The 24333-nt window shown below is 67.5% G+C and carries 28 protein-coding genes; 10 read left to right on the top strand and 18 right to left on the bottom strand.

Annotation, left to right across the window (positions count from 1 at the left end):
* Nucleotides 1–12: 12 nt before the first annotated feature.
* Entirely contained in the window at nt 13–588 is a 576-nt protein-coding gene (locus tag B4L26_RS14545) for a hypothetical protein (protein WP_290719848.1), read from the bottom strand.
* A gap of 147 nt (nt 589–735) precedes the next feature.
* Between B4L26_RS14545 and B4L26_RS14550 the strand changes: the two genes are divergently transcribed.
* From B4L26_RS14550 to dtd, 5 genes are read left to right on the top strand one after another with little or no spacing between them, the layout of a single operon-like run.
* A complete protein-coding gene (locus tag B4L26_RS14550; RefSeq protein ID WP_290719849.1) occupies nt 736–1137 on the top strand; it encodes a phage holin family protein in 402 nt (133 codons plus the stop codon).
* An 8-nt stretch (nt 1138–1145) separates the two neighbouring features.
* Nucleotides 1146–1886, top strand: a complete 741-nt coding sequence (locus tag B4L26_RS14555; protein WP_290719851.1) for an SIMPL domain-containing protein — start codon at nt 1146–1148, stop codon at nt 1884–1886.
* 3 nt (nt 1887–1889) lie between these two features.
* A complete protein-coding gene (locus B4L26_RS14560; RefSeq protein WP_290719853.1) occupies nt 1890–2411 on the top strand; it encodes a hypothetical protein in 522 nt (173 codons plus the stop codon).
* A 29-nt stretch (nt 2412–2440) separates the two neighbouring features.
* On the top strand, nt 2441–3667 hold the full coding sequence (locus tag B4L26_RS14565; RefSeq protein ID WP_290719854.1) for an alpha/beta hydrolase family protein: 1227 nt from the start codon (nt 2441–2443) through the stop codon (nt 3665–3667).
* Nucleotides 3655–4104 (top strand): D-aminoacyl-tRNA deacylase, encoded by a 450-nt coding sequence (gene dtd, locus B4L26_RS14570; RefSeq protein ID WP_290719856.1) that lies wholly within the window; start codon nt 3655–3657, stop codon nt 4102–4104. Before B4L26_RS14565 ends, dtd begins: the two co-directional genes overlap by 13 nt.
* 15 nt (nt 4105–4119) lie before the next feature.
* Here dtd and map read toward each other — a convergent pair whose 3' ends face one another.
* The 9 genes from map to rpsH all read right to left on the bottom strand — a co-directional run bounded on the left by map (nt 4120) and on the right by rpsH (nt 9674).
* A complete protein-coding gene (gene map, locus B4L26_RS14575) occupies nt 4120–4914 on the bottom strand; it encodes a type I methionyl aminopeptidase (protein WP_290719858.1) in 795 nt (264 codons plus the stop codon).
* A gap of 11 nt (nt 4915–4925) precedes the next feature.
* Nucleotides 4926–5480 (bottom strand): adenylate kinase, encoded by a 555-nt coding sequence (locus B4L26_RS14580; RefSeq protein ID WP_290719859.1) that lies wholly within the window; start codon nt 5478–5480, stop codon nt 4926–4928.
* Nucleotides 5477–6808, bottom strand: a complete 1332-nt coding sequence (gene secY / locus B4L26_RS14585) for a preprotein translocase subunit SecY (RefSeq protein WP_290719861.1) — start codon at nt 6806–6808, stop codon at nt 5477–5479. The genes B4L26_RS14580 and secY overlap by 4 nt, the downstream gene beginning before the upstream one ends.
* Nucleotides 6809–6973: 165 nt before the next feature.
* The gene (rplO, locus tag B4L26_RS14590; RefSeq protein ID WP_290719862.1) at nt 6974–7414 is read right to left on the bottom strand and encodes a 50S ribosomal protein L15; all 441 of its coding nucleotides are present in this window, start codon (nt 7412–7414) and stop codon (nt 6974–6976) included.
* A 2-nt stretch (nt 7415–7416) separates the two neighbouring features.
* On the bottom strand, nt 7417–7596 hold the full coding sequence (rpmD, locus tag B4L26_RS14595; protein ID WP_290719863.1) for a 50S ribosomal protein L30: 180 nt from the start codon (nt 7594–7596) through the stop codon (nt 7417–7419).
* Nucleotides 7597–7622: 26 nt separating this feature from the next.
* Nucleotides 7623–8279, bottom strand: coding sequence for a 30S ribosomal protein S5 (rpsE, locus tag B4L26_RS14600; protein WP_290719865.1), 657 nt, complete (start codon nt 8277–8279; stop codon nt 7623–7625).
* Nucleotides 8280–8325: 46 nt separating this feature from the next.
* The gene (gene rplR, locus B4L26_RS14605; protein ID WP_290719868.1) at nt 8326–8727 is read right to left on the bottom strand and encodes a 50S ribosomal protein L18; all 402 of its coding nucleotides are present in this window, start codon (nt 8725–8727) and stop codon (nt 8326–8328) included.
* A gap of 3 nt (nt 8728–8730) precedes the next feature.
* Nucleotides 8731–9267, bottom strand: a complete 537-nt coding sequence (gene rplF, locus B4L26_RS14610; protein ID WP_290719870.1) for a 50S ribosomal protein L6 — start codon at nt 9265–9267, stop codon at nt 8731–8733.
* An 8-nt stretch (nt 9268–9275) separates the two neighbouring features.
* Nucleotides 9276–9674: a 30S ribosomal protein S8 gene (gene rpsH / locus B4L26_RS14615; RefSeq protein WP_290719872.1), complete on the bottom strand. Its 399-nt coding sequence runs from the start codon at nt 9672–9674 to the stop codon at nt 9276–9278.
* 303 nt (nt 9675–9977) lie between these two features.
* On the opposite strand from rpsH, the gene B4L26_RS14620 reads away from it, so the two are divergent.
* Genes B4L26_RS14620 through B4L26_RS14640 form a run of 5 tightly spaced genes read left to right on the top strand, consistent with a single transcriptional unit; the run spans nt 9978 to nt 18073 of the window.
* Nucleotides 9978–13709, top strand: a complete 3732-nt coding sequence (locus tag B4L26_RS14620; protein ID WP_290719875.1) for a nitrate reductase subunit alpha — start codon at nt 9978–9980, stop codon at nt 13707–13709.
* Nucleotides 13709–15376 carry a nitrate reductase subunit beta gene (narH, locus tag B4L26_RS14625; RefSeq protein ID WP_290719876.1) on the top strand — a complete coding sequence of 556 codons (1668 nt, stop codon included), beginning with the start codon at nt 13709–13711 and terminating at the stop codon, nt 15374–15376. The genes B4L26_RS14620 and narH overlap by 1 nt, the downstream gene beginning before the upstream one ends.
* Nucleotides 15376–16113: a nitrate reductase molybdenum cofactor assembly chaperone gene (gene narJ, locus B4L26_RS14630; protein WP_290719878.1), complete on the top strand. Its 738-nt coding sequence runs from the start codon at nt 15376–15378 to the stop codon at nt 16111–16113. The genes narH and narJ overlap by 1 nt, the downstream gene beginning before the upstream one ends.
* A complete protein-coding gene (gene narI, locus B4L26_RS14635) occupies nt 16110–16859 on the top strand; it encodes a respiratory nitrate reductase subunit gamma (RefSeq protein WP_290719881.1) in 750 nt (249 codons plus the stop codon). Before narJ ends, narI begins: the two co-directional genes overlap by 4 nt.
* On the top strand, nt 16856–18073 hold the full coding sequence (locus B4L26_RS14640; protein ID WP_290719884.1) for an MFS transporter: 1218 nt from the start codon (nt 16856–16858) through the stop codon (nt 18071–18073). The genes narI and B4L26_RS14640 overlap by 4 nt, the downstream gene beginning before the upstream one ends.
* Before the next feature lie 51 nt (nt 18074–18124).
* Here B4L26_RS14640 and B4L26_RS14645 read toward each other — a convergent pair whose 3' ends face one another.
* Genes B4L26_RS14645 through B4L26_RS14680 form a run of 8 tightly spaced genes read right to left on the bottom strand, consistent with a single transcriptional unit; the run spans nt 18125 to nt 24332 of the window.
* Nucleotides 18125–19150 (bottom strand): HoxN/HupN/NixA family nickel/cobalt transporter, encoded by a 1026-nt coding sequence (locus B4L26_RS14645; protein ID WP_290719887.1) that lies wholly within the window; start codon nt 19148–19150, stop codon nt 18125–18127.
* Nucleotides 19147–19884, bottom strand: coding sequence for an urease accessory protein UreD (locus B4L26_RS14650; protein ID WP_290719889.1), 738 nt, complete (start codon nt 19882–19884; stop codon nt 19147–19149). Before B4L26_RS14650 ends, B4L26_RS14645 begins: the two co-directional genes overlap by 4 nt.
* Nucleotides 19884–20627: an urease accessory protein UreG gene (gene ureG, locus B4L26_RS14655; protein ID WP_290719891.1), complete on the bottom strand. Its 744-nt coding sequence runs from the start codon at nt 20625–20627 to the stop codon at nt 19884–19886. The genes B4L26_RS14650 and ureG overlap by 1 nt, the downstream gene beginning before the upstream one ends.
* Complete coding sequence (locus tag B4L26_RS14660) at nt 20620–21285, bottom strand: urease accessory UreF family protein (protein ID WP_290719893.1); 666 nt, start codon at nt 21283–21285, stop codon at nt 20620–20622. The genes ureG and B4L26_RS14660 overlap by 8 nt, the downstream gene beginning before the upstream one ends.
* Nucleotides 21285–22988 carry an urease subunit alpha gene (locus B4L26_RS14665; RefSeq protein ID WP_290719895.1) on the bottom strand — a complete coding sequence of 568 codons (1704 nt, stop codon included), beginning with the start codon at nt 22986–22988 and terminating at the stop codon, nt 21285–21287. The genes B4L26_RS14660 and B4L26_RS14665 overlap by 1 nt, the downstream gene beginning before the upstream one ends.
* Nucleotides 22989–23336, bottom strand: a complete 348-nt coding sequence (gene ureB / locus B4L26_RS14670) for an urease subunit beta (RefSeq protein ID WP_290719897.1) — start codon at nt 23334–23336, stop codon at nt 22989–22991.
* A gap of 11 nt (nt 23337–23347) precedes the next feature.
* Nucleotides 23348–23650, bottom strand: a complete 303-nt coding sequence (locus B4L26_RS14675; protein WP_290719899.1) for an urease subunit gamma — start codon at nt 23648–23650, stop codon at nt 23348–23350.
* A 49-nt stretch (nt 23651–23699) separates the two neighbouring features.
* Complete coding sequence (locus tag B4L26_RS14680; protein ID WP_290719900.1) at nt 23700–24332, bottom strand: TetR/AcrR family transcriptional regulator; 633 nt, start codon at nt 24330–24332, stop codon at nt 23700–23702.
* Nucleotide 24333: the final 1 nt, after the last annotated feature.

Below are 24333 nucleotides of genomic sequence, written 5' to 3' on the forward strand. Positions count from 1 at the left end.
TCCCCCGCGCCATTACAGCTGCCCGACCCAGAATCCGACGGCGAGCGCCGTCACGGCGATCCCCACAACGACGGCCACGAGTGCGACCACCCACCACAGCCCTGTCGAACCGGGGCGCGAGTACACCGTGGCGGTCTTCCTCTCGGTGTCGACGGCGACGAAACGGGCGACCAACCAGATCGCGATCGGTCCGGCCAGCACCCAGCCCAGCAGCGACCACCACTGACCCCAGCCCAACGCGCCGATGACACCACCGATGACGGCGCACACCGTCGCCGCCAGCAGCAGGCCGTTCGGCGGGGAAGCCATCGTGATCGCCGGACCGCTGGCGGCCGGGATCGTCGCGGTCGTCGGTCGGGCCAGCGGGTCGTTCGGCTCGAAACCGGCCTGCGCATACGGGTTCGCGGGTGGGTACGCGGACGGGTACGGGCTGGCGGACGCATACGGATTGGCCGGCTGCGGCACCTCGTGCCGACCGTGTCCGGGATAGCCGGGACCACCATTCGGCACGGCTTGCCCACCGGGCATCGGGCCCGGCGGCGACTGCCCCGGATCGTTACCCGGTCCAAACGGATTGAACGACGACACGCTGACATGTTTTCACATGTGTCCACCTTCTGCGTGTCCCGGGCGAAGGAATCAAACGTCACAATTCGGGTTGCAATCCGGCGTGCGAGGGCCGAGCGACGTCCGATTCACGGCTTGTCCGGGACCTGATCTGGCAGGATCGATGGTGTGATCCCTTTCCTCTGGCGCACCGCGACCACGGGCCTGACACTGTGGCTGGCCACGCTCCTGGTCCCCGACAGCATGCATTTCGAATGGGGGGACGCCACGTCGACTTGGCAGAAGGTCGGCATCGTCGCTGTCGTGGCCGTCGTCTTCGGCGTGATCAACGCATTCATCAAACCGGTGGTGCAGGTTTTGTCGATCCCCTTCTACATCCTCACCCTGGGCCTGTTCCACGTCGTGATCAATGCGCTCATGCTGTGGCTGGTCTCCTGGTTCACCAAGCAGGTGACCCATTGGGGGCTCATCGTGGACAGCTTCTGGTGGTCGGCCATCTGGGCAGCGATCATCGTGTCGATCGTCGGCATGGTCGTCGCAGCTATCACCGACGCCCTCGCCGATAGATAGGTATGCCCATGGCTTCACCCCGTCGCATCACGACCGGACTCGCCGCACTCGCTGTGGCCGTCACCGCAACGACGGTCCTCGCCGGTTGCTCGGCGTCGACGGCGGTGGACCAGACCCGGTCGGTCACCGTCGTCGGCAACGGGAAGGTGACCGGCGTCCCCGACACCCTGAGCGCCTCCATCGGCGTCGAGGCTCAGGCCCCCGACGTCTCGGCCGCCATCAACGAGGCGTCGGACAAGATCGCCAAGATCACCGATGCCGCCGTCGCCGCAGGCGTCGACCGCAAAGACATCACGACCCAGCAGGTGAACGTGTCACCGCGGTATTCGACGCCGGGTACCGAGGGCGGAACAGCGACGATCAGCGGATATGAGGCGACCAACACCATCTCGGTCAAGATGCGTGACCTGTCCAAGGCGTCCAAAGTGCTCGGCGACCTGGTCACCGCGGGCGGTAACAACACCCGTCTGAGCGGGGTCGGCTTCTTTATCGACGACGATTCGGCACTCATGCGCAACGCACGCGAGGCCGCCTTCGCCGACGCGAAGGCACGCGCCGACCAGTACGCGCGCCTGGCCGGCGACAAGCTGGGCAAGGCCTTCGTCATCACCGAGACGAACACGGTCGATGCGCCGCAGGCCACTACCTTCCGCGGAGCGCCGGACTCCGCCGCTGCGGCGCCCGTACCGCTTGAGCCCGGCCAGCAGACACTGACTTACCGGGTCACCGTCAAGTTCGCGCTGACCTGACCCATGAACCCGGCACTGGAACCCTGGAAAGACTTCAACGTCGCCGTCGCCGGGGCGAGCGCGGCATTGGCGGGCCTGCTCATCGTCGCCATGTCGGTGAACGTCGATGCCATTCTCGCCGCCCCCGCTGTCGCGTCGCGCGCTGGATCAGCGATCGGGTCACTGACGCTGGCGGTCACCGCTGCCTGCCTCCCGCTGATACCCGACCAGTCTGTGGTCGTGCTGGGTGCGGAGATTCTGGTCGGCGGCGTCATCTGCTTGTTCCTGGCCCTGTTGGCCGCGCGCCAGATCTACTCGTCGCGAACCGCTTCGCCCGACCCGTCGCTCCCGCCGCCACCCAGCCACCAACAGCTGTCGGCCAAAGTCGCGATGAACCTGGCCGCGCCGGCGCTGTTCACCGTCGGCGGCGCAATCCTGTTGGCCGACAACGCGAGCGGACTGAATTGGGTTGCCGCCGGGTCGATCGTCTCGATCATCGCCGGCGTGGTCTTCGCCTGGATCGCCCTGGTCGAAATCCGGCGCTGACGCGCGAAACCGCAGGAGCAGGAGTCCCGATGACCGTGTTGTTCAAGAATGATTTCCTCGACGATTTCGGCCAGTGGCCGCTGGCTTATACGCCTTACGGTGGGGCCGACTTCGGCGAACTGCAGGCGATTGCTGCGACAGTCGGGGATGGTGGCGTCGACGAGTACTACGCGGCCTTCACGGGTATGGCCGGGCGTCTGGCCGCCGAGGCCGACGCGGCACAGGCCGCCGGACATCTCGCGTCGGCCCGGCAGGCGTACCTGCGGGCGTCCTCGTACTACGCGGCCTCGTATCACCCGCTGTACGGCTCCCCCGTCGATCCCCGTCTGCTCGACGCCTTCGACAAGCAGGTCGCCCAGCTCGACAAGGGCCTGGCACTCGGCGATGAGCCATGCACTCCGGCGCGGATCCCTTACGACGACACCACGCTCCCCGGATACCTGATCCCCGCGCCCGGGGCCGCAGGGCAGAAGCGACCCACGATCATCTTCACCAACGGCTACGACGCCACGATCACCGACTTGTTCTTCGCCTCAGCCGTCGCCGCCGGTGCACGCGGCTACCACTGCCTGCTCTTCGACGGTCCCGGGCAGGGCGAGATGCTGTACCACCGCGGCATGCCCATGCGCCCGGACTGGGAGCACGTCATTACGCAGGTCGTCGATTGGGCGCTGACCCAAGACATCGTCGATGCCGATCGGCTCGTACTGAGCGGCTGGAGTCTCGGCGGGTACCTCGCTCCCCGCGGCGCCTCCGGCGAGCACCGGCTGGCCGCCCTCATCGCCGACCCGGGCCAGTGGGACGTCGGAGCGACGATGGTCATGATGGCCACGGCGATGGGTGTGTCCGCACAGCAGGCCGCCGATCCAGCGACGATGGACCAGTCCGCGCTCGACGCGATGATGTCGGTGATCAACGGCGTCCCGCGCCTCCAGTGGTCCATCGTCAAGCGCGGGTTCTGGGTCAACGGCGTCGACAACCTGCGCGACTTCCTGGTCACGACGCTGCGCTACACGCTCGCCGATGTCGGCAAGAACATCGCCTGCCCCACCCTGGTGACCGCGGCCGAGAACGACATCCTCAGCAAGGGCGTCGGACAATTCGCCGACAATCTCGGCGACCGCGTGACGACCATGAATTTCAGTGCGGCCCAGGGCGCGGGTATGCACTGCGAGATGCTGAACCGATCGCTGCTGAACCGACAGTCCCTCGACTGGCTCGACGACGTGCTCGGCGGGCCGCCGTGCGGGCCGTAGTCCAGCGGGTCTCCTCGGCGCGCGTCGTCGTCGACGACGAGGTGGTCGGCGAACTCGATCTCGACGACGGCCGTCAGGGCCTCGTGGTGCTCGTCGGCGTCACCCACGAAGACACCGAGGCACAAGCCGTCGCCCTCGCCGACAAGATCTGGCGGTTGCGCATCCTCGACGGTCCTGACGGCGGGCAGGCAGGCGCAGCTGATGTCGATGCACCGATCCTGCTGGTCAGCCAGTTCACCCTGTACGCGAACACCGACAAGGGCCGTCGTCCGTCGTGGAACGCCGCAGCGCCCGCCGCTGTCGCCGAACCGCTCGTCGACGCGGTGGCCACGGCGTTGCGCAGCGCGGGCGCGACCGTCGCGACGGGACGGTTCGGTGCGCACATGCACGTGGGGTTGGTCAACGACGGGCCGGTCACGATCCTGCTCGAGCAGTGATCATCAACCGGGTCGCTACGGCCGCAGAGTAAGGATCCGCGGACCGTCAGCGGTGACGGCGACGGTGTGCTCCCAGTGCGCGGCACGGCTGCCGTCGTCGGTGACGACCGTCCAGTCGTCGTCGAGCACACTGGTCTCCTCGGTACCCAGCGTGAGCATCGGCTCGATCGCGAGCGTCGAGCCGACGACCAGGCGCGGCCCGCGGCCCGCGGGGCCCTCATTGGCGAGGAACGGATCGAGGTGCATTTCGCGGCCGATGCCGTGACCGCCATATCCCGCGACGATGCCGAAGTGCCGACCGAACTTCTCGCGTGCGGCGAGGGTGCCTAGCTCGATGGCGTGGGAGATGTCGGTCAACCGCGCTCCGTCGACCATTGCGGCGATGCCGGCCTCCAACGACAACCGGGTCGCTTCGCTGAGATCTGCGTCTGCCTCGGAGATCTCGCCGACACCGAAGGTCCAGGCAGAGTCGCCGTGCCAGCCGTCAAGGATCGCACCGCAGTCGATCGACACGAGGTCGCCGTCGGCGATGACCACCTCGGCGCTGGGGATGCCGTGCACGACGACGTCGTTGACCGAGCTGCAGATCGACCCCGGGAATCCGTGGTAGCCCTTGAACGAGGGCACTGCTCCCGCGTCGCGGATCACCGCTTCGGCGACGCCGTCCAACTCCAGGGTGGAAACTCCCGGCTTGGTGGCCTCACGCACGGCGACCAGTGCGGCGCCCACCACGGCACCGGCTGCGGCCATCGCGTCGAGTTCACCCGCCGAACGGAACGGGACGACACCCCGACGACCGAACCGGACCATGGAGGTAGCGGCTACTCGCCGGGCGCGTCGGCGTCGACGCCGAGCGAGGCGAGAACGCGGCGGTGCACTTCGTGGACTTCGCCGACGGCGTCGATCGAGGTGACCTCGGAGCCGTAGTGCTCCAGCAGCGGGGCCGTCTCGGTCGCGTAGACCGACAGCCGGTTGCGGATGACGTCCTCGTTGTCGTCGGCACGGCCGCGGGCGAGCATGCGCTCCACGACGACGTCGGCGTCAACGGTGAACGAGAGCACTGCGTCCAGCTGCACGCCCATCTCCTCGAGGGCCTCGGCCTGCTCGATGGAGCGCGGGAAGCCGTCGAGGATGAAGCCGCGCGCCGCGTCGGGCTCGGCGATGCGCGAGCGGACCATGTCGACGGTCACCTCCGAGGGGACCAGATCGCCCGCGTCGAGGTAGCGCTTGGCCTCGACTCCGATCGCGGTGCCCTGCGAGATGTTCGCGCGGAACAGGTCGCCGGTCGAGATGTGCGGAATGCCCAGTGCTTCGGAGAGCAGTTCGGCCTGCGTGCCCTTGCCTGCGCCGGGAGGGCCGAGAATGACGAGTTTCAATTGAGGAACCCTTCGTACTTGCGCTGCATCAGCTGGCTGTTGACCTGCTTCACGGTATCGAGCGCGACCACGACCATGATCAGCAGCGCGGTGCCGCCGAAGGGCAGGTTCTGCAGACCGCCGGAATTGCCGACCTGCATGAACAGGTTAGGCAGAATCGCGATCAAACCGAGGTAGATCGAGCCGGGAAGCGTGATCCGGGACAGGACGTAGCCGAGATAGTCGGCGGTCGGCTGGCCGGGACGGATACCCGGGATGAAGCCGCCGTACTTCTTCATGTCGTCCGCGCGCTCCTGCGGGTTGAACGTGACCGCGACGTAGAAGTACGTGAAGAAGATGATCATCGCGAAGTAGGTCACGATGTAGACCGGGTCGCTGGGGTTCACCAGGTGCTGGTCGATAAACGTCTGCCACCCCTTCGGCGCACCGTCGCCGCGGGTCAGATTGCTGATCAGCATCGGCAGGTAGAGCAGCGACGAGGCGAAGATGACCGGGATGACGCCGGCCTGGTTGACCTTCAGCGGCAGGTACGTCGACGAGCCGCCGTACATCTTGCGCCCGACCATCCGCTTGGCGTACTGGACCGGGATGCGGCGCTGGCCGCTCTCGATGAAGACGACACCGCCGACGATGATGATGCCCGCGACGAGCACCAGCGAGAACGCAACCGCGCCGCGGTCGTTGAGGATCATCCGACCCTCGGCGGGGATGCGGGCCACGATGCCGGCCGAGATGAGCAGCGACATGCCGTTGCCGATGCCGCGCTCGGTGATCAGCTCACCGAACCACATGACCACCATCGCACCGGCGACCATGACGATGACGATGATCGACAGGCCCAGGATCGACTGGTCGCGGATGATGTTCTGCGCATCGCAGTTCGCCTGGCCCTGCAGGAGGTTGCCGTTGGCAGCGAGCGCCACGATGCCGGTGGCCTGCAGCAGCGCAAGCGCGACCGTGAGGTAGCGCGTGTACTGCGTCATCTTGGCCTGGCCGGCCTGGCCCTCCTTGCGGAGTTCCTCGAAGCGAGGGATGACCACCGTCAGCAACTGCACGATGATGCTCGCGGTGATGTAGGGCATGATGCCGATCGCGAACACCGACAGCTGCAGGAGCGCACCGCCGGAGAACATGTTGATCAGCGAGTAGATCTGCTGCTGCGTCGAATCCTGGTTGGCGGGGTCGAGACACTCCTGGACGACCTTGAAGTCCACGCCCGGCGACGGAAGGGTCGCGCCGAACCGGTACAGCACCAAGATGCCGAGGACGAAGAAAATCTTCTTCCTCAGATCCGGCGTGCGGAACACGGCGACGAGGGGGGAGAGCACTAATTCCTCCTAGTGGCGACCACTTCGGTTCAGTGACGATCGGGGGCGCGCAGACGACAAGGCGCCGTCCGCGGCAACGCTGCAAACTCTAACAGTTGTCCCTGTGGCCGGGCCTTCGGTGCGACGCGCTGCGCGTGGCACCGGCGACCCGGCCGTCGGGACTGCTCAGAGTTCGGTGGTGCTGCCGCCGGCGGCGGTGATCTTGTCCTTGGCCGACGCCGAGAACTTGTTGGCGGTGATGTCGAGCTTCACCGACAGTTCACCGTCGCCGAGAACCTTGACCAGCTCGTTCTTGCGGACTGCACCCTTGGCGACGAGGTCCTCGACGCCGACGGTGCCGCCCTTGGGGAACAGCTGCGCGAGATCGCCGACGTTGACGACCTGGTACTCGACCCGGTTGCGGTTGGTGAAGCCCTTGAGCTTCGGCAGCCGCATGTGGATCGGCATCTGGCCGCCCTCGAAACCGGCCGGCACGTTCTTGCGGGCCTTGGTGCCCTTGGTGCCGCGGCCCGCGGTCTTGCCCTTCGAGCCCTCACCGCGACCCACGCGGGTCTTCTCGGTCTTCGCGCCCGGAGCGGGGCGAAGGTGGTGGAGTTTGATGGTCATCTCTAAACCTCTTCGACGATCACGAGGTGCCGGACCACGTTGATCAGGCCCCGCGTCTGCGGGTTGTCCTCGCGGGTGACGGACTTGCGGATGCCCTTGAGGCCAAGGGTGCGCAGGCTGTCACGCTGATTGCTCTTGGTGCCGATGGTGCTCTTGATCTGGGTGATCTTCAGCTGGGACACGGCAGTCTCCTTCTGTGCCACGGCGCTCACGCGCCCTTCGTAGCAGCGGCGACGGCGCGAGCCCGCAGCATGCCGGCGGGAGCGACGTCCTCGACCGGCAGACCGCGGCGGGCCGCGACCTCTTCAGGCCGCTGCAGCTGCTTGAGAGCGGCGACAGTGGCGTGCACGACGTTGATGGCGTTGTCGGAGCCGAGGCTCTTGGCCAACACGTCGGTGACGCCGGCGCACTCGAGCACGGCACGCACCGCGCCACCGGCGATAACACCGGTACCGGGGCTGGCCGGGCGCAACATCACAACGCCGGCAGCGGCCTCACCCTGCACCGGGTGGGTCACGGTGCCACCGATCATCGGGACGCGGAAGAAGTTCTTACGAGCCTCTTCGACGCCCTTTTGGATCGCCGCCGGGACTTCCTTGGCCTTGCCGTAGCCGACGCCGACCATGCCCTGGCCGTCGCCGACCACCACAAGCGCGGTGAAGCTGAAACGGCGGCCGCCCTTGACGACCTTGGACACGCGGTTGATGGTGACGACGCGCTCGAGGTGGTTGCGCTCGTCGCGGTCGCGACCGCCGCCCCGGTTGTCGCGACGATCGCCGCGCCCACCGCGACGGTCGCCGCCACGCTCGTTGCTGTTGTTGTTATCGGCGGGTCCGGTCCCGCCGTCACGCTGACGTCCGGGCATTAGACGGTCCCTCCGTTGTTGATCAGGCAAAAGGTGTTGGTGGTCATCAGAACTTCAGGCCTCCCTCGCGGGCGGCATCGGCGAGCGCCGCGATCCGACCGTGGTAGCCGTGGCCACCGTGGTCGAAGACGACGGTGTCAATGCCGGCGGCCTTGGCGCGGGCGGCGATCAGCTCGCCGACCTTGGCGGCCTGGGCCGACTTGTCGCCACCGGCCGCACGCACGTCGGCCTCGATCGTCGACGCGGCGGCCAGGGTGTGGCCGGCCAGGTCGTCGATGAGCTGAACGTGGATGTGACGGCTGCTGCGCTTGACCGCGAGGCGGGGGCGCGCAGGGGTACCGGCGATCTTCTTCCGCAGGCGGAAGTGACGACGGCTGGTTGCCGTGCGGCGACGCGTCGAGGCGTCGGTGCCGACCGGCTTGCGCTTCACAGTTGCTGCTTCACTCATGGCTTACTTACCCGTCTTTCCGACCTTGCGACGGACCTGCTCGCCTTCGAAGCGGATGCCCTTGCCCTTGTAGGGGTCGGGGCGCCGCAGGCGGCGGATGTTCGCCGAGATTTGGCCGACTTGCTGCTTGTCGATGCCGGTCACCGAGAACTTCGTCGGCGACTCGACGGCAAAGGTGATGCCCTCGGGCGCCTCGATGGGCACCGGGTGGCTGTAGCCGAGCGCGAACTCGAGGTCACGGCCCTTGGCGGCCACGCGGTAGCCGACGCCGAAGATCTCCAGCTTGCGCGTGTAGCCCTCGGTCACGCCGACCACGAGGTTGTTGATCAGACTGCGCGACAGGCCGTGCAGGGCACGGTTGCGGCGCTCGTCGTTGGGCCGGGTGACGAGGATCTGCTGCTCTTCCACAGCGACCGAGATCGGCTCGCTGACGGTGACCGACAGCTCGCCCTTGGGGCCCTTGACGGTGACGTCCTGGCCATCGATCTTCACATCGACGCCGGACGGGATGGCGATGGGGTTCTTACCGATTCGCGACATGGTGCCCCCTACCAGACGTAAGCGAGGACTTCGCCGCCCACGCCCTTGTTGGCTGCCTGGCGGTCGGTGAGCAGGCCCGACGACGTGGAGATGATCGCCACGCCGAGGCCGCCCAGCACCTTGGGCAGGTTGGTCGATTTTGCGTACACCCGCAGGCCCGGCTTGGAGACGCGGCGGAGACCAGCAATGCTGCGCTCACGGCTCGGGCCGTACTTGAGGTTCACGACGAGCTTCTTGCCGACCTCGGCGTCTTCGACGCGGTAGTCGGTGATGTAGCCCTCTTTCTTGAGGATCTCGGCGATGTTGGCCTTGATCTTCGACGACGGGAGGGTCACCTCGTCGTGGTACGCCGAGTTGGCGTTGCGCAGACGCGTCAAGAAGTCTGCGATCGGGTCAGTCATGGTCATGGGTGACCGTCAACCTTTCTCGTAGCGGTTCCCATGCAGCGGCAATCTGGTTTCCCAGGTCAACCGGTGGGCCTTCCACGAAGTGGAGTTGTGCGTAGGTTCTTCCCTGCCGATGCCCTTGGCTTTTCGCCAGCACCGACGGGGTATGAAGTTGTGGCTCCCAGGGGGCACAGTTCACCCCGGGCAACCGTTCTAGTGTAGGGACTGCGTCGTCCAGACCCAAATCGCCCCGGGGAGCCGCCATTCCTTGGAGTTGCGCAATTCTCGGCCCTCCGGCCACTTTCGCGGACTAGCGTCCCCAATATGAACCGCCCAGCCCAGGTTCAAGGTAAGTCCGCGCAGGCCCTCTTAGACATCGGGAAGTTCTTCACCCGGTGGGATGAGACCGAGGACCGGCGGGCAGTGTTCCGCGACGGTGGTCGCGCGGGTGACGTGTTCTACCGCGACAGGTGGAGCCACGACAAGATCGTGCGGTCCACCCACGGTGTCAACTGCACCGGATCGTGCTCGTGGAAGGTGTACGTCAAGGACGGCATAATCACCTGGGAGACCCAGGAGACCGACTACCCGTCGGTCGGACCGGACCGGCCCGAGTATGAGCCCCGCGGCTGTCCCCGCGGCGCCGCGTTCTCCTGGTACACCTACTCCCCCACCCGGGTGCGCCACCCATATGCGCGCGGTGTCCTCGTGGAGATGTACCGGGAGGCCAAAGCGAAGCTCGGCGACCCCGTCCTGGCCTGGGCCGACGTCACCTCCGACCCACTGCGCCGCCGGTCCTACCAGCGCGCCCGCGGCAAAGGCGGACTGGTCCGGGTGAGTTGGGCCGAGGCGATCGAGATGGCCGCCGCCGCCCACGTGCACACCATCAAGACCTACGGCCCCGACCGGTGCACCGGCTTCTCCCCGATCCCCGCCATGTCGATGGTCAGCCACTGCGTGGGCACGAGGTTCATCCAGCTCATCGGCGGCGTCATGACGTCGTTCTACGACTGGTATGCCGATCTGCCCGTCGCCAGCCCCCAGGTCTTCGGCGACCAGACCGACGTTCCCGAATCGGGCGACTGGTGGGATGCGACGTACCTGATGATGTGGGGCTCCAACGTGCCGGTCACGCGCACGCCGGACGCCCACTGGATGGCCGAGGTCCGCTACCGCGGCACCAAAGTGGTCACGGTATCCCCCGACTACGCCGACAACACCAAGTTCGCCGACGAATGGCTGCCCGCCCAGGCCGGCACCGACGGGGCACTGGCCATGGCGATGGGCCACGTCATCCTCAAAGAGTTCTTCGTCGACGCGACGACCCCCTTCTTCGTCGACTACGTCCGCAAGTTCACCGACCTGCCCTTCCTCATCGAGCTCGACGAGCAGACCCACGACGGTCAGGAAACTTTGGTCCCCGGCAAGTTCGTGACCGCCGACCAGGTCGGCATGGGACTCGGTGACGACGACGACGCGTGGAAGCCCGTCTTCCTCGACGACGGGAACGGCGCCGTCGTCGTACCCAACGGGTCGATCGGGTTCCGCTATGCCGAAGCCGGTCGAGGGCAATGGAATCTCGACCTGCAGGGCGTCACGCCTCGGTTGTCGCTCCATGACGACCCCGAGGCGACGCCGGTGATGATCAGCGTCGCCGCGTTCGACGCCCCGGACGGCAGTGGCTCCGTGCTGCGCCGCGGTGTTCCCGCACGCCGGATCGGCGACCGCCTGGTCACCACCGTCTACGACCTGATGCTGGCCCAGTACGGTGTCGGCCGCAACGGGCTGCCCGGCGACTGGGCGAGCGGGTACGACGACGCGGACACCGCGTACACGCCCGCCTGGCAGGAGGCGATCACCAGCGTGCCGGCGTCGTCGGCAATCCGCATCGCGCGCGAGTTCGCCACCAATGCTGTGGAATCCCAAGGCCGTTCGATGATCATCATGGGTGCGGGCATCTGCCAGTGGTTCCACGGTGACACGACCTATCGGGCGATCCTCGCGCTGCTCAACCTGACCGGCAGCATGGGCCGCAACGGCGGCGGTTGGGCCCACTACGTCGGCCAGGAGAAGTGCCGCCCGATCACCGGCTGGATCTCGCTGGCCAATGCTCTGGATTGGTCGCGCCCGCCGCGGACGCAACCAGGGACATCGTTCTGGTACATGCACACCGATCAGTGGCGCAACGACGGATACTCGACGACCGCGCTGGCCTCCCCGCTCTCGAAGGGCGTGCTGGACCATCCGCACACCGCCGACGCCATCGCGCAATCGGCACGGTTGGGCTGGATGCCGTTCTATCCGCAGTTCTCCACCAACCCGCTGACGGTGGCCGATCAGGCGAGCGCCGCGGTCGACGCCGGCGACGCGGGTAGCCCCGCGGAATGGGTGGCCCGCCAGTTGCACGAGGGTGCGCTGACACCGTCGATCAGCGATGTCGACGCACCCGAGAACTGGCCGCGCACGCTGGTGCTGTGGCGCTCCAACCTGCTCGGCTCGTCGGCCAAGGGCGACGAGTACTTCCTGCGCCACCTGCTGGGCACGCAGCACAACGTGCTCGGCACCGAGCAGCCCGACACCCCGCGCCCACGCGAGGTGGCCTGGCACGACGAAGCCCCGGAGGGCAAGCTCGACCTGCTGCTGTCGGCGGACTTCCGGATGACCTCGACGACGCTGATGAGCGACATCGTGCTCCCCGCGGCCACCTGGTACGAGAAGCACGACCTGAGTTCCACCGACATGCACCCGTTCGTGCACGCCTTCACCCCGGCGATCGACCCACCGTGGGAGGCGAAGAGCGATTTCGAACTGTTCCACGCATTGGCGGCCGAACTCTCGCGGCAGGCGGCCACGCACCTGGGTACCGTCCGCGACATCGTCGCCACACCCAACCAACACGACACTCCGGGCGAGACGGCCAACCCGCACGGGATCGTCGACGACTGGCTGGACTCGCCGCGGCCGGGCGTCGCGGGTACCAACCTGCCGCAATTCGTCGTCGTCGAACGCGACTACACCGCGATCGCCGACAAACTCGCCTCGGTGGGACCGCTGGCCGACAAACTCGGTTTCACCGTCAAGAACATCACCTTCGACATCGGCTCCCAAACCTCGAAGCTGGCCGCCGCCAACGGCGTGATGATGAGTCCTGCCGGGCACCACAGCGTCGCCGACGGGCGTCCCGCCATCGACACCGACGAGAAGCTCGCCGAAGCAATCCTGATGTTCTCCGGGACGACCAACGGCGAGCTGGCCGTCGACGGTTTCGAAAAGCTCGAGGAGCGCACCGGCAAGCGGTTCGTCGACCTGGCCATCGGGTCGGAGGAGAAGCGGATCACCTTCGCCGACACGCAAGACTCCCCGCAACCGGTGATCACCTCGCCGGAGTGGTCGGGGTCGGAGACCGGCGGCCGGCGGTATGCGCCGTTCACGATGAACGTCGAGCGCGAGAAGCCCTTCCACACCCTGACCGGGCGGATGCACTTCTACCTCGACCATGACTGGATGCTCGACATCGGTGAAGCGCTGCCGGTCTATCGGCCCCCGCTGGACATGCACCGGCTGTTCGGCGAGCCCAAGCTGGGGCCGACCGGGGAGATGGAGATCGCAGTGCGGTACCTGACACCGCACAACAAGTGGTCGATCCACTCGGAGTACCAGGACAACCTGTTCATGCTGTCGCTGTCGCGCGGCGGTCCGGCGGCGTGGCTCTCGCCGGGCGACGCCGCGGCGATTGGGGTGGAAGACAACGACTGGATCGAGTGCACCAATGCCAACGGCGTCTTCGTCGGACGGGCGATCGTGAGCCATCGCATCCCCGACGGCGTCACCTACGTCCACCACGCCCAAGAGCGGACGATCGACGTACCCAAGTCCGAGGCGACCGGGCGCCGCGGCGGTATCCACAACTCCGTGACACGACTGCTGGTGAAGCCATCGCACCTGATCGGCGGCTATGCGCAGTTGTCGTACGCGTTCAACTACCTCGGTCCGACGGGCAACCAGCGCGACATCGTCTCGACTATCCGCAGGCGCAGCCAGGAGGTGACGTACTGATGCGAGTCATGGCACAGGTTGCGATGGTGATGAACCTCGACAAATGCATCGGCTGCCACACGTGCTCGGTCACATGCAAGCAGGCGTGGACCAACCGGGCCGGCACCGAGTACGTGTGGTTCAACAACGTCGAGACGCGCCCCGGACAGGGGTACCCGCGGCGCTACGAAGACCAGGACAGGTGGCGCGGTGGGTGGAAGCTCAACCGGCGGGGCCGCCTGCGGCTGCGCACCGGTGGTCGGCTGCAGAAACTTGCCACCATCTTCTTCAGCCCGGTGCAGCCGACGCTGCACGACTACTACGAGCCGTGGACCTATGACTACCAGAACCTGATCAGCGCACCGCTGGGCGACGACATCCCCGTCGCCCGACCCAAGTCGCTGATCACCGGCGAGGACATGGCGATCACGTGGTCGGCCAATTGGGACGACGACCTCGGCGGCAGCGCGGCGACCGCCGAGCAGGACCCGGTTCTGCAGAAGCTCGCCGCGCAGGCCTCGGAGAAGATCAAACTCGACCTCGAACAGACCTTCATGTTCTACCTGCCGCGGATCTGCGAGCACTGTCTCAACCCCTCGTGCATGGCGTCGTGTCCGTCGGGCGCGATCTACAAGCGCGAAGAAGACGGGATCGTGCTGGTCGACCAGGATCGATGCCGCGGTTGGCGCCAATGCATCACCGGCTGCCCGTACAAGAAGATCTATTACAACCACCGCACCGGCAAAGCGGAGAAGTGTACGTTCTGCTACCCGCGGATCGAGGTCGGACAGCCGACGGTGTGTTCGGAGACCTGTGTCGGCCGGCTGCGCTACATCGGACTGTTCCTCTACGACGCCGACCGCGTCACCGAAGCGGCGTCGACCGCCGACGAGAAGGATCTCTACGAGGCCCAACTCGACCTGATGCTCGACCCGTCCGATCCAACGGTCCTGGCACAGGCACGTGCGCAGGGGATTCCCGACGACTGGATCGACGCCGCTCGCCGCTCCCCCGTGTACGCCCTGGCGAAGAAGTACCGGGTCGCTCTCCCGCTGCACCCGGAGTACCGGACGATGCCGATGGTCTGGTACGTGCCACCGCTGTCACCCATCGTCGACCTGCTCTCCGAGCAGGGACACGACGGTGAGAGCCACGACAATCTGTTCGGTGCGATCGACACGCTGCGGATCCCCGTCGAGTACCTCGCCGAGTTGTTCACTGCGGGCGACACCGACATCGTCACCGGGGTGCTGCGCAAACTGGCAGCGATGCGGTCGTACATGCGTGATGTCGCCCTGGGCCGCGAACCCAACCCGCTGATCCCGGCGGCGGTCGGCATGGACGAGGAGTCCATGGTCGAGATGTACCACCTGATGGCAATCGCCAAGTACGCCGACCGGTACGTCATCCCGACTGCGCACCGCGAAGAGGGCCATCAGTTGGAGGAGTTGGCATGCTCGCTCGACTACGACGACGGTCCGGGCATGTACGAGTCCGGCCCGTTCGGTGAGGCGAGCGGGCGTCCGACCCCGGTCTCGGTGGAGACCTTCCAAGCGTTGCGGCAACGGCAGACCAGCGACCATGCCGCAGATGAGAACGTCCTGCGTGGCCGAGTCAACCTGCTGAACTGGGATGGCAACGGGAGTGCGTCGGGCATGTTCCCGTCGGACGCCGGAGCGAAGCAGTGATGCGCAATCCGTTCGCGGCGAAGCCGACCGCAGACCGCCCTCGCAGTTCCGGCGACCACCGGGTCGTCCGCCAGGTCGCATCCTGGTGCCTGCAGTACCCCGACGACGAGCTACTCGAACGCGTAGACCTGCTGCGCAGCGCCCTCGCCGAGCTGACGCCGTCCTCGTCGACAGCTCCCCTGGCCCGGTTCGTCGACCATCTGGGCTCGACCGCTCCGGATGCTCTGCGCCGCGACTACGTCGACGTCTTCGATCTCTCACGGCGTCAGACGCTGTATCTGACGTACTGGTCGGATGGGGACACGCGCCGCCGCGGCGAGGCCCTCGCGGCGTTCAAGCAGCGCTACCGTCGAGCCGGATTCCTCGTCGACACGCACGGCGAGCTGACCGACTACCTGCCGATGGTCCTCGAGTTCGCCGCACGCGTGGATCCGGTTGCGGGCCACGACCTGCTCGTCGAGTACCGGGGGTCCATCGAGTTGATCCGACTGGCACTACAGGAGGCGGGCTCGCCATACGCCGACGTCCTGGTGTCGGTGTGTGCGACGTTGCCCGGTCAATCGCCACCGGACAAGGCAGCGGCACTGGCCATGCAACGCGGACCCGCTGGCGACGCCACCGACCCGATGCCCGCAGGGACGGTCGAGCAGGTCGGCCTCGACGTCGGCGATCCGCGTCTGATTTCGTTGTCGCCGGTGGTCACCGCCCCACCCGCCACCGTCGGGGGGCCGCGATGAACGTCTTCCTGTGGGGAGTCGTCCCCTACCTCGCGCTGATCTCGGTGATCGGCGGCACCATCTGGCGGTTCCGCTACGACAAGTTCGGTTGGACGACACGGTCGTCGGAGCTGTACGAGGCCCGGCTGCTCCGCATCGGCTCACCGCTGTTCCACTACGGCGTCCTGGTGGTGATCGCCGGGCACGCGGTCGGCCTGGTAATCCCGGAATCCTGGACCAACGCCCTGGGGATCAGCGAATCCATGTACCACTGGGCCGCAGCCGTCGGCGGGATTCTCGCCGCCGTGGCCACCCTCGTCGGCGTCGCGATCCTGATTTACCGGCGGCGCACCGTGGGTCCGGTGTTCGCGGCGACCACAACCAACGACAAGCTCATGTATCTGGTCTTGGTGTCCGCGTTGGTGGCGGGCACCTACATCACCGTGGTGGGAATGATCGACCCGCACGGGCCCGGCGTCGACTACCGCCAAACCGTTGCGCCGTGGTTCCGGTCCATCTTCGCGCTCCACCCTGACATCAGCGCCATGGAAGCGGCACCGCTGCGCTTCCACATCCACGTGCTCATCGGAATGCTGCTGTTCATCCTGGTGCCGTTCACGCGCCTGGTCCACATGTTCACCGCACCGCTGCACTACCTGTTCCGCCCGTACATCGTCTACCGCAGCCGGGACGGCAAACCCACGTCCGGTGGAAGCCACACCGAAGCGTGGGCGCCGATCGGCACGAAAGATGGAGCCCGTCGATGACGACCGCCCAACAACCGGCATCCGCGCTGCGCGCCGGACAGACCCGCAACCTCGTCCTCGCCACGCTGGCATTCGCGATCACCTTCTGGGCCTGGAACCTGATCGCACCGCTCGGCGTGTTCTACGCCAGCCCCGGCGAAATGGATCTGAACGCCTCACAGAAGTCGATCCTGATCGCCGTGCCCATCCTCGTCGGCTCGCTCGGCCGAATCGTCGTCGGCGTACTGACACCACGGTTCGGCGGGCGCGTCATGTTCACCGCGCTGCTACTACTGTCGGTTCCGTTCGTGATCCTCGTCGCTGTGGCCGGTGAGTTGAAGTCGTACCCACTGATGATCGTCATCGGCTTCTTCCTCGGAATCGCCGGGACCAGCTTCGCTGCCGGAATCCCATTCCTCAACAACTGGTACGAGCCAGCGCGACGCGGATTCGCCACCGGCGTCTTCGGCGCCGGCATGGGCGGGACCGCCCTGTCGGCGTTTTTCACACCCCGGTTCAAGGAGTGGTTCGGCTACTTCCCGACGCACATCATCATCGCGGGCGCGCTGATCGTCGTCGCCGCCATCTGCTGGGCCGGAATGCGGGACGCGCCGACGTGGACGCCCAACACCGAACCACCCATGCCCAAGCTGGTCGATGCGCTGAAACTCCCGATCACATGGCAGATGGCATTCCTGTATGCCGCGGCGTTCGGTGGGTTCGTTGCCTTCTCGACCTATCTGCCGACGTACCTCAATGATGTCTACGACATGACCGACCTCAAGTCGGCCGGTGCCCGCACCGCGGGATTCGCGGTGGCAGCCGTCATCGCACGCCCACTCGGCGGCGTCCTGTCCGACCGGTTCGGTCCGCGCTTGATCACGGCCATCTCGTGCGGTGGAGCCGCGTTGCTGGCGCTCTGGATGATCACCAAACCCGCGATGCCGTGGTATGCCGGGGTCGACTTCATCCTGATGGCCGTGATGATGGGAATGGGCGCCGGCTCGGTCTTCGCCTGGGTCGCCGTCGCGTCGCCGCCCGCCCGAGTCGGTGCGGTGACCGGGCTCGTCGGTGCGGCCGGCGGCCTCGGCGGCTTCTTCCCCCCGCTGCTGATGGGCGCCACCTATGACGACGCCGACCACTCGTACACCATCGGCCTCACGCTGCTGGTGGTCTTCGCGGCGGCGGCCTGCCTGTTCACCGTGTTCGGCATCCGACAGCACGACAACGACTAGTCAGACAAACTCTGCTTCCACCGGTTCGACCTTGTTTCCGACGGGATCCTGCTACGCCCGACGACGAAGCAGCAGCGCCGCGGCAGCGGCAATCCAAACCCCAAGCAGGACGACGGTGAGGTAGATGCCGAGGGTCTCCAGGTCAGCCGATCCGATCCGCTCGACGAGTCCGCCCCAGCCGAAGGTTTCAGTGCCCACACCCGCGAGTTGCACACCGGCGACCAGGACCGCAACCACCGCCGAGATCCCAGTCATCACCAGCGGATACCGGATGACGCGACGCTGCGAGGGAACACCGTCGGCCGTCGGGGCCTGCCACGCGTAGGCCCGGCGCATGAGAGCCCCCTGGGTGGTGTCGAGCAGCGACATCCCCGCCGCGAAAAGGACCGGCAGGGTCATGACCGCCCACCACGGCACCTGGCCCAGCGTCGCCGCACCGGCGATGGCGAGCAACCCGATCTCCGTGGCGGTGTCGAACCCAATACCGAAGGCGAACCCGACACCGAACATGCGCGAGGGTCGGTCCACGACCGCCTCGAACCGGCGCATCAGCCACCACATTGGTCCGCCCTTGGCTTGCTCGGTGCCGTCGCGGCGAGACTGACGCAGCGACCACATGTTGATCGCGGCGATCGCCAGGAGGAACACCGACGACACCGTCGGACCCCATACACCGGTAAACCCGCGCACCGCCGAATCGTCATCGGAGATCGCCGCGGCCGCCGCGGAGAGCCCCGCGGCCAGCGCGGCGCACAACAGCAGCACGACCGTGGAATGGCCCAGGGAGAACCACAGGCCCACCGTCGAGGCCGGTTTGCCGCGATCGACGAAGCGACGGGTGGTGTTGTCGATGGCGGCGATGTGGTCAGCGTCGAAGGCGTGGCGCATGCCCAGCGCGTACGCCGCCAGCCCGACGGCCAGCGCCGTGGACCCACCGGCGGCATAGCTCACCCCGGACGGCACGACGACCAGCAGCAACATCCCCCAGCCCACCACGTTCAACGCGACGATGACCCCGACAGCCACCGGCCAACCCGACAGCGTCGCGCCTACGGTGTCGCGCTGCCCGCCGCTCATCTGCGCTCCTCGTCCATCGCCCGGTCTCCCACCGTATTGCGCCACGACTCCCATGTCGCGCCGAGCGGGCTGAGGTGGGTGGCCGGTCCGATGAAGCGGGCCAGCGCCCCCGGCTCGGCCAAGCTCATCACCCCCGGACCACTCTCGCCCCGTGGCCGACGACCTAGCATCAGGACGGTGTCGAGCACCCGGTGGGCACCGATCACCCCCGGTACCGGGTTTGCGCCATCTAGGTCGATCTCTTCGACCAGCACCGGCGTGCCGTCGCGCGCCACGACCTCCGTCGCTTGTCGCACGCGCCCGCCGCCCTCACCGCTGCGCCCCAGGACAGTCGTCTCCCGGACCAGTGCACATCCTCCGGTGTCGAGTTCGACGCGCAGGGACCGGGTCAGGTTCGATCCGTCGGCGACGACCGTCTCACGTCCGTGCCACAACAGCGTCGCGCCGCGTCCCACCGCAACGTCCACCGACCACGTCGATGCTTGCCCGGCCGCGTCGTAACAGACCGTCCCCCCGACCTCGACGAGTTCAAGTCGACACCCCGCCCCGACCTCCACGCGCACCGACAGGTGGTCACCGCCGAGGACCATCGCCCCGCCCGGTACCAGCGCGATCCGAGCGGTGTCGCGGGTCCGGTCGAGCAGTCGCGGGACCAACACGGTGCCGGCTCCCGACGACATCACGACGCCGGCGCGCGGATCTCCGGCGCGCACGCCGACCGTCGTCGTGGTCATCAGTGCTCGTGTGCGCGGGAGTGGGCATGACTGTGGGTGTACCCGCCGTCGGGGTGCTGCTCGTCGGCGTGGAAGTGCGGAGCCATGGGGCCGGGGTCGATCGGGGTGTGGTCACCGGAGCGGCGCGCCGCGATCATCGAGAGCACCCATGTCCGTAGCTGCGCCACCGACTCCGGGTCGTGGCGCGAAAGCGCGAGCACCGGCCCGCCCTCGCGCGCCGCGCGCGCGTCGGCGGCCATCAACTCGACGTCGACACCCACGTGTGGAGCGAGGTCGGTCTTGTTGACGACGAGCAGGTCGGCGCGGGCGATCCCCGGCCCGCCTTTGCGTGCCACATCGCCGCCACCGGCGACGTCGAGCACGAAGATCTGAGCGTCGATGAGCGCCGGGGAGAACGTGGCGGTGAGGTTGTCGCCGCCGGATTCGACCATGACCAGGTCCAGCGGCGCAAAGTCGCGCTCCAGGTCTTCGACGGCGAGCAGGTTCTGCGTCACATCGTCGCGGATGGCGGTGTGCGGGCAGGCGCCGGTCTCCACCGCGCGGATCCGCTCGGCGTCGAGCACGCCGGCCGCCTTGAGCATCCGGGCGTCTTCGTCGGTGAAGATGTCGTTGGTGATGACGCCGATCGCGATCTCGTCGGCCAGTTCGCGGCACACCGTCGCGATCAACGACGACTTTCCGGTGCCGACGGGCCCGGCGATGCCGAGTCGGAAAGACCGCGCGGGGTCAGTGGTCTCAGGCACGGAACAACCTCTGGGTCAGGAGTGCGTGGGCCTGCGCCCACTCCTCGGTTTGCGGGGCACCGGCCGCCGGGATCGCGGCCGGTTCGATCAGGGCCGCCAACTCGACGACGAAGGGCTCCGCGGCCGCGCAGGCGTCCAGCACCCACCGGCTGACCTGCGCCGGATCGCACGGGTCGAGCTTGAGGAGCGCGGCCGCGGCCGTAGCAGCATCGTCGTAGATGACGGTACGGACTAGTTCCACGGCCGACATCTCCGACGCGGCGGCGATCGCCCCGATTACGACGGCCCGGCACAGCGGTCGGGCCTGCTCGGCGAGCACCGGCCACACTGGACCGGGCCACAGCGAACCGGCCAACCGCAGAAGGCCGCGTGCTTGCGCGGCAGAGGCCTCCCGCAGGGCCGGCGACGGGGTGCGCGCCGCCCACGCGGCCAGTACGGCATCGAGGCCGGCATGTGAATCGGCGTCGTCGAGCAGCGCGTGACGGGCGACGACGGCGGTACCGGCCTCCACCCGCACCACGGTCCGCGCCCGGCCAAGCATGTACTCGCCGATCTCTTCGGGCGCCAGCCCGCTGCGCAGCGCCGGTTCGACACCGGCCGAGTAGGCGTGGCCGCCGCTGGGGAGCCGGGCGTCGGCCAGCAGCATCGCGGCGTACATCAGAACATCGAGTACAGCTGGGCCAGGGGCAGCCGTTCCGCCGGTGCCGGGGTGACGGCTTCGCCGTTGATGCTGATGGCGAAGGTGTCGGGAGCGATGTCGATGATCGGCAGGGCGTCGTTGACTTTCATATCCTTCTTTCCGATGCTGCGCGTGGGCCGCAGCGGCACCAGTCTCCGGCGCAACCCCAGACGCTGCGCGAGCCCGTCGTCCAGCGCCGCCGGGGAGACGAAGGTCAGCGAGAGGTCCGCCCCGATCGCGTCGCCGAAAGTCGGGCGGGCCAACACCGGCTGCGGTGTGGGGATTGAGGCGTTCGGATCGCCGAGGGCGGCCCAGGCGATCGCACCGCCCTTGATGACGACCGACGGGCGCACGCCGAAGAACTTCGGCTCCCATAGCGTGAGGTCGGCGAGCTTGCCCGGTTCGACGGAGCCGATCTCGCCGTCGAGGCCGTGCGCGACCGCCGGGTTGATCGTGTACTTCGCCACGTACCGGCGTGCGCGCAGATTGTCGGCCGGTTCGTCGCCGGTCTCCCCTCCGCGTCGTGCCTTCATGACGTGTGCGACCTGCCACGTGCGGGTGATGACCTCGCCGATACGGCCCATCGCCTGGGCGTCCGACGACGTGATGGATAGTGCCCCCATGTCGTGGAGGATGTCCTCGGCGGCGATCGTGGTCCCACGGATCCGAGACTCGGCGAAAGCAAGGTCCTCGGGCACCGCCGGGTTCAGGTGGTGACAGACCATCAACATGTCGAGGTGCTCGGCGACGGTGTTGACGGTGTGCGGCAGCGTCGGGTTGGTCGAACCCGGGATGATGTGCGGCAGCCCCGCGATCGACAAGATGTCGGGCGCATGGCCACCGCCGGCGCCTTCGACGTGGAAGGCGTGGATGCTGCGGCCGTCGATCGCCGCCACTGTCGAGTCGACGAAGCCGGCCTCGTTGAGCGAGTCCGAGTGCAGCGCCACCTGCAGGCCCCACTCGTCGGCGGCGGTGAGCGCAGAGTCGATTGCCGCCGGCGTCGAGCCCCAGTCCTCGTGGACCTTGTAGCCGCCGGCCCCGGCGAGTGCCTGCTCGGCCAACCCCGCGGCCGAAACGGTGTTGCCCTTGCCCAGCAGCACGATGTTGAGCGGCAGCCCGTCCAGTGCGCGGTGCATCGTCTGCAGGTGCCACGCGCCGGGCGTGACGGTTGTGGCCTTGGAGCCTTCTGACGGCCCGGTGCCGCCGCCGATGACGGTGGTGATGCCGGTGGCGAGCGCCTCGTGCAGCTGCGACGGGGAGAGGAGGTGGACATGCGAGTCGATAGCACCGGCGGTGAGGATCTTCCCCTCCCCCGCGATGACGTCGGTCGACGGCCCGATGACGAGGTCGGGGTGCACGCCGTCGGCGATATCGGGGTTGCCGGAGCGGCCGAGCGCGACGATGCGGCCGTCGCGGACGCCGACATCGGCTCGCTCGATCCCCCACCAGTCCAGGACGATCACGTTGGTGATGACGGTGTCGAGCGCACCGTCGGCGCGGGTCCGCGTCGACTGGTTCATCGACTCGCGCACCGACTTGCCGCCGCCGAAGACCGACTCCTCGCCGCCGACAGTGTGGTCCTTGGTGACCTCGATCCACAGATCTGTGTCGCCAAGCCGGATCTGGTCGCCGGCCGTCGGGCCGTAGATGGACGCGTAGGCCGCCCGGTCGATGGAAACCATTTAGAGACTCCCATCGGCTTTGCCACGCTGGATACCCGGCACTGCCCGCCGGCCGCGCAATGCAACGACGGCGACGGTGCGCGACGCACCCGGCTCGAATCGCTCCGACGTGCCCGCTGGGACGTCGAGGCGGAACCCGTGGGCGGCAGCGCGGTCGAAATCAAGGGCGGTATTGGCATCGGGCAGATGAATGTGCGAGCCGATCTGTACGGGCCGGTCGCCGGTGTTGACGATGACGAACTCAGCTCGCTCGTCGGGGCCGCGATCGGCGTTGAGTTCGATCTGCCCGGGTCGCACACGGATCGCGCCGGGACCGGAGTCGCTTGATGTGGAGTCGGTTGTTGCCATCTCTCGCCTCGTCAGTCGATCGGGTGATGCAGGGTGACCAGCTTGCGGCCGTCGGGGAAGGTGGCCTCCACCTGGACATCGGTGATCATCTCGGGTACGCCCGGCATCACCTCGTCGCGACGCAGGACCGACCGGCCCTGTTCCATCAGCTCGACGACCGACGCGCCTTCCCTGGCCCGCTCGACGACCCAGGTGGACAGCAGGGCGACCGACTCGGGGTAGTTGAGCAGGATTCCCCGCTCACGCCGGTCGCGCGCCACCATCCCGGCGACCGCCAGCAGCAACTTCTCCGTTTCGGCCGGTGTGGTGTGCATGGCAGTTGATCCTGCCACCCCTCTGGGTACGCCGCGCGACAGTGAGAATTCAGCGTCGCCGCACTGCGATCGAATCGAGCACCAGGTCGAGCCCGTAGGAGTACTCGTCGGCGAACCGATAGGACTCGGTGACGACCGTCTCCGCGAGCTCCGCCAGATACGGATAGTCAGCCACCGGCAGTGCGTCGGTGAACTCGCCGACGAGTTCGTCGGCGCCGTCGGAGAAGGGGAGATTCATCTCGGTGAGGACGAACCCGTAGACGTACGAGTCGATCGCGGAGAAGGCGTGCGACGCGAGTTCGACGGTGAAGCCGTTGCGGCGCAGACAGCCCAGTACGGCGTTGTGGTGCGTCAACAGAGCCGGCCCCGGGGTGCGTCGGGAGTCGACCAGTCCAAGGGCCCACGGATGCGCGGCGAGCACGGCGCGCGCCGAGTCGGCCCGTCGCACCATCCCATCGCGCCACCCATCGTCGGGGGCCGGCAGCTCGATCCGCGTGAAGATCCAGTCCACCATCGCATCGAGCAGGGCGCTCTTGTCAGCGACGTGGTGATAGAGCGACATCGCCTCGACGCCGAGTTCGCGTCCGACGTTGCGCATGCTGACCGCCGACAATCCGCCGGCGTCGGCTACGGCGACTGCCGCGTCGACGACCTTCTCCCGGGTCAGGTGCGCGCGTGCCACG

The sequence above is a fragment of the Gordonia sp. UBA7599 genome, from assembly GCA_002477755.1.
Lineage (GTDB): Bacteria > Actinomycetota > Actinomycetes > Mycobacteriales > Mycobacteriaceae > Gordonia.